General features: G+C 48.4%; 5 protein-coding genes. 1 reads left to right on the top strand and 4 read right to left on the bottom strand.

From position 1 onward, the window contains the following. From WBA89_RS18780 to WBA89_RS18765, 4 genes are all read right to left on the bottom strand, one after another. Positions 1 to 452, bottom strand: a 452-nt coding sequence (locus WBA89_RS18780) for a DUF3727 domain-containing protein (RefSeq protein ID WP_424408725.1), incomplete at its 3' end; no start/stop codon positions are given. Between the two features lie 300 nt (positions 453 to 752). After that, positions 753 to 1,220, bottom strand: a complete 468-nt coding sequence (gene ruvX / locus WBA89_RS18775; RefSeq protein ID WP_424408724.1) for a Holliday junction resolvase RuvX — start codon at positions 1,218 to 1,220, stop codon at positions 753 to 755. Positions 1,221 to 1,464: 244 nt separating this feature from the next. Then, on the bottom strand, positions 1,465 to 2,796 hold the full coding sequence (locus tag WBA89_RS18770; RefSeq protein WP_424408723.1) for an N-acetyltransferase family protein: 1,332 nt from the start codon (positions 2,794 to 2,796) through the stop codon (positions 1,465 to 1,467). A 485-nt stretch (positions 2,797 to 3,281) separates the two neighbouring features. Continuing rightward, positions 3,282 to 4,463, bottom strand: coding sequence for a F420-0:Gamma-glutamyl ligase (locus tag WBA89_RS18765; protein WP_424408722.1), 1,182 nt, complete (start codon positions 4,461 to 4,463; stop codon positions 3,282 to 3,284). A 24-nt stretch (positions 4,464 to 4,487) separates the two neighbouring features. Here WBA89_RS18765 and WBA89_RS18760 point away from each other — a divergent pair, with 24 nt between their 5' ends. Continuing rightward, complete coding sequence (locus WBA89_RS18760) at positions 4,488 to 4,616, top strand: hypothetical protein (RefSeq protein WP_424408721.1); 129 nt, start codon at positions 4,488 to 4,490, stop codon at positions 4,614 to 4,616. Positions 4,617 to 4,901: the final 285 nt, after the last annotated feature.

Here is a 4,901-nt window from a genome sequence, read left to right as displayed (position 1 = left end):
GGATCGAGAGGGGTATAAATGGCATATTCCTGTTCTTCGTGATAGAAGCTCGTCAGCCACATAAGTTCCTCGAAATCCGATTCTTCATCGGGATCGGCATCCGGTGCCATCTCCTCGTCAGTAAATTCTGGCAATTCGCCAACTACAGTCAGCGTCACCGCCGTGCGCCGGAGTGTCAAGTTCTGCTCTTGCAGCACAACTTTAGCAATATCAAAAATTTTGTCAATTTCGGTCTCGTCTTCTACAGGAATTGCTGATTCGTCGCTTTCGTCTCCGTGCCAAGTAAAAATTTCTACTGGAGAGTCGATCGGAATTAGCAAAGCGTATTCTTGACCTTCTAGGTTCATCGAATGCTCTATGTTGCAAGCGAGCGATCGCCCGAATTCATCCGTCAGGGTGACGGACTCTTCGTTGGAACTGCCATTCTCTTTGCGGTTTGGGGATGAGGACATCGCGTGTATCTTAATTTTCCGTCAATTATTCAGTAATTTGTGCTTGACAATGGGGAGTTTTCGTGGCGATATTCTGGCGGCGCGGGCGATCGCCAGCCCACAAGTTTAAACCGCGAGACTCGCGGCATTTTCCACGCGGAGAGTGCAGCGTTTAAATTTCTGTCTAGTCCAGAGCGATACTGAGGACAAATCACAATTTTGTGCTGCTTCAGTACCGAGGGTACAGCGAAATTTTCTCAAGTATGTCAACGGTTACAGGTGTGCCTAGCAAACTTGCACAACTAGGATATCACGCCTTTGTTAAAAGCTATCAAGATTGGGAACAGGGGCGATATTTTGTCTTCTCATATCCAACCACCGCTGCAAAATCAGGGCTGCTGCTTTGCGATCGATCGAACCCTTATTTTGCGAAGGCGACATTCCTTGTGCTTGAATCAATTCCTCTGCCTCAACCGAAGTCAGGCGCTCATCTGTATATTCTAGGGGGAGTTCTAAGGCCTCGGCGATGCGGCCAGCATATTTCTGCACTTGTCGCGCTTGATTGCCCAATTCTCCGTTCATGGAGTAGGGCAAGCCTGCAACCAAAATTTTCACTCCGCGCGATCGGACGAGTTCTCGCAGACAAGCTACGTCGCGATCGAAGGACGATCGCACCAGAGTAGTAATCCCCGTAGCGATTAAACCTGTGCCGTCACATCCGGCGATGCCGACTCGTTTGCTGCCGATATCTAATCCGAGGGCACTGATCCATAATTTTTCGTTGGACATTATTATCGATTTTAGATTTTAGATTTACTGTTTTTGGGCGGATACAATTTTATTTAACGAACCGCGAAGACGCAAAGAACGCGAAGGAATAACAGAAGAAAGTAAGAAGATAATAGGCAATATTAAGTTGACATCAATTGAAAGCAGAAGGAAATTCCTGTAAACGTGACAGAAAAAAATTAATTTGTTGGATGATTAATTAATTTTTTTCTGCTTTCTACATTCTACCTTCTGCTTTCAATTGTTAAGAATTGAGTTCTCCTAGCGAGCCGCCGTCTTGAGGCAATTCCGGCAATTTTATAGGCGAAGCGCTACTAACATCTGTTGCTGCTGATTCGGAATTTTGACCGTTCAAGGGGTTAATTCGATCGGCTTTACCGTTTCCTGAGTCCGACAAAAACGGTTTAATCTCTGAGGACGCGGGCCCTGCTGCGGCTTCCCCAGCCATCGGGCCCAGCCAGGACATCCGACCCGGTACGGGTTTGCGAGTTGGCTGGAAGCTCTGCAACACTTCTGATAGTTGGAGTCCTTCGAGGGAGACTAACTTTGATTCGCGCAGTTTGTGCCATACCGATCGAGACATCAGCAAGCTGTGTTCCAAGCGCACGGCTCCAAATTGCTCTAAATAAGCTTCGCGTTCCGGTTGATAGTCGGCGGAAGCTAGTTGCAAGCTTTGAACGGGGAAGTCTTGAACGAGTCGCGCCATCTGGGATAGCAGTTCTGGGTACAGCCAAGTGTAGGCCGGGTGTACGGTCAACTGGGCGACGTGTGGCGCTTGGCCGTTGCGGGATAGCTGCACCTGAAAATAGCCGATCGCGGCTTTCCGCTGCGGTTCAAACACGTAACCGCTGACTACTTCTGTTTTCGCCAGCCACTGTCTGGCACCTTCGACTAAAGCGCCGAAAAAACTGGTTTTGAAGTCTTGAATGTGCCGGTCGAATACTTGGCGCACCAAGGGCGGCATCGATGCGGTATCGAGTTGATACAGCAATTGAGCGTCCGCGTTGCTGACCGGCAGCAGGTTGGGCAAATCTGGCGTTGAGTTTGCCATGAATTGCAGGCGTTCTGGGGCGATCGTCCAGTAAGTCATCTGCGCCAACGGCTGAAACCCGTTCTGCCGGTACAAAGCCAGGGAGTTTTTGTCGCCGACATTCACCTCCAGCAGCCACGTCCGCGCCTCCCAGACTGCCTCAAAGCAGTACCGCAGCAGCATGGAACCAATGCCTTTGCTGCGGGCTTCTGGGTCTACTCCGATGCGATCGATCCGCCAAGTGCTGCGGGTGCGGTTGAAAGGAGAAATCTGAATTATGCCCTTAACTTTACCCTGTTCTTCGGCAACGTGGGCGCGGAACACCGACTGGCCAGTGTTTGGAAACAAGCTAAAAATTTTCAGCAGTCCGTACCAGCGACGAATCTGCTGCAGCTTTCTACCCAGTACCAGGTCGCAGCTTGCGCCCTTGCCGTTTTCTGGATTTTCGGCTGTTTCCGCGCACAGTTGTTCCATCGCCTCGATGTCGCGGTACTGAAACGGGCGAATCACAACCGGGTTTTGGTTTTGAGAGGTAAATGAAGTCATATATAAATTCTCAGGTGAGGTATAAATTGATTATTGGTTATTGGTTATTGGTGTCAACTTAAGGTCAAACGTAGTGCTCGTATTCTGTCTAGCGATTAAGCGTCGATCCCCCCTTAGCTTGCCCCCTACTCGACCCCTACTCCCCTTAAGAAGGGGGGGACAGGAGCATTCTCAAAGTCAACCCCTACTCCCCTTAAGAAGGGGGATTTAGGGGGATCTGGCCTCAGCGGTAAACAACATATACAAAGGCTTTTAGCTTTAAGTTGACACTAATGGTTGGCGAGTCTCTAATAAAACTTGATAACCGTAATAGCACCAAAGTGGAGCATAGAAATTAAAAAGTTAAACCTTTTTAAGAAAGGGGAAGAGTTAGGGAAGTTTTGATCTCAAAACTTAGTAACTTTTAATTCTTCTCCCTTTCTTAGTGGATCTAAAGTTAAAAACTTTAAATCACTTTTTTGACTTTTTAATTTTCAGTCTTCGACTCAAGATTTCTGTGGCAGAGGTCGAATCAATACGACCGGTGTTCGCTCGTCAGCATTCCCGGCGGGGTTGCTGTGCAAGGCTTGCTCTAAAAATGTTACCGATAAATCGGAGGTCGCTGCTAATATCTTAACTGCTTTCAAGTCGTTAGCGTCTACGATCGCCGCCGCAAGTCCGGTTTCTCGTTGAATTTGTTCTACAACTTGCTGGGGATTGTCCGGGCCGAGGACAATAAATTGGTCGAAGGGAGGCAAAGTCCCGGTAACGTCGTCGATCAGCCTTGCTTGTTCCCCTGCTAGTTGGTAAAAAACTCCCGGTTTACCCAATATTTTAGCTGCAGAGCCGATCGCAAATGCTGCAACTACGCGCCAAGGGCCTACTACATCCACCAAAGTTTGCATTCCGCAAGCCGTGGCCAAACTCGACATCGGCAAGAAAAACAAACAAACTCGCTTTGCTACCCATCCGGGTTTAACTTCGCTGGGGTGGCGGTAGCGTCCCTGCATCAAAGCTAGGGGAGTTTCTGCGAGGGCAACAATATCGCCTTTCTGGGCGCGCGGCACCACGTAACGCTTGACAATTTCGACGGGATCGTCTAGTTCTGCCAGTATGTGGGTGCGAATCGGCAAAACTTCGGCAACTCCGACATTGCGGGCGACGGGTACGGTGTCCGAGTTGGGAAATTGCAGCGGGACTACTACGTTGCGGACTTTGGGGATGCGCCCGCCCGGGCCGTAGGTGACGAAATGTATTTGCACCCAAGCTGACTGCAATTTGGTTAAATCTTGCCCTTGAATCTCTACAGAAACTTTGATTTTGGTGGTTTGTTGGGCTTTAACAATATAGCCGAACCAGTAATCGTCCGATCGGGCTTTTGCGTCTTTGTGACAAGGAATCACTTTTGTCTGGAAAGTCACGCCATCCAAACTTGCGTCTGACAGCAGTTTCACCTGTGCGCGCACTTCCGGCAACATCACCTCGAACCGCTGTGTCAGGTTGCGGAATTCCATTTCCCCGACTAAAAGATAGCGATTGGGTTCGTTTATGGCTAAGTGCCATTCTCCGGCTGTAAGTTCTAGTTTATTTGCACTCCCAGTCCGGCGATAGTTCAACTCTAGGCCCAATCCGCCCAAGGCTAGCAGCGAACCTGCTGCTGCGATTCCTGTTGCTAAACTCTCAATCACTCAAATCACCGCCAATAATATTTTGTGTTTACTTTAATCGATATCGGGTACTTCGCGATCCGATCCGGCAGTAATTGGATTTGCTGGGGAAAGTTGAGGGCGATCGAACTTATGCAAAATTACAGGTTAAGTGCGATCGCCTCTGGTGGCTAAAGCGGTCAAGTTGCTGTTCAAATATCTCGTTCGTGAGTTAGATAACTCCAAAATCTGGCGTTGCTTAATCAGAGTATGAAAAAAATCAGTTGAAAATCCCGAATTTTTGTGGATAGTGGTTTCTCTGACTTGCATATTTAGCCTTTCCTACCGTAAATCAGCAACGCCTACACAACAAATCACTTAATTTAATAATATAATAAGCTGTGTTGCATTTAAATTGTATATTTCGACGATCGATCAAAAAGCTTCTCTTCCTCTCCCCCTCTCTCCCCTCTCCCCCTC

Source organism: Microcoleus sp., assembly GCF_049646505.1.
Classification (GTDB): domain Bacteria; phylum Cyanobacteriota; class Cyanobacteriia; order Cyanobacteriales; family Microcoleaceae; genus Microcoleus.
Note: the sequence above shows the minus strand (reverse complement) of the source record. Positions and strands in the feature narration are given on the sequence as shown.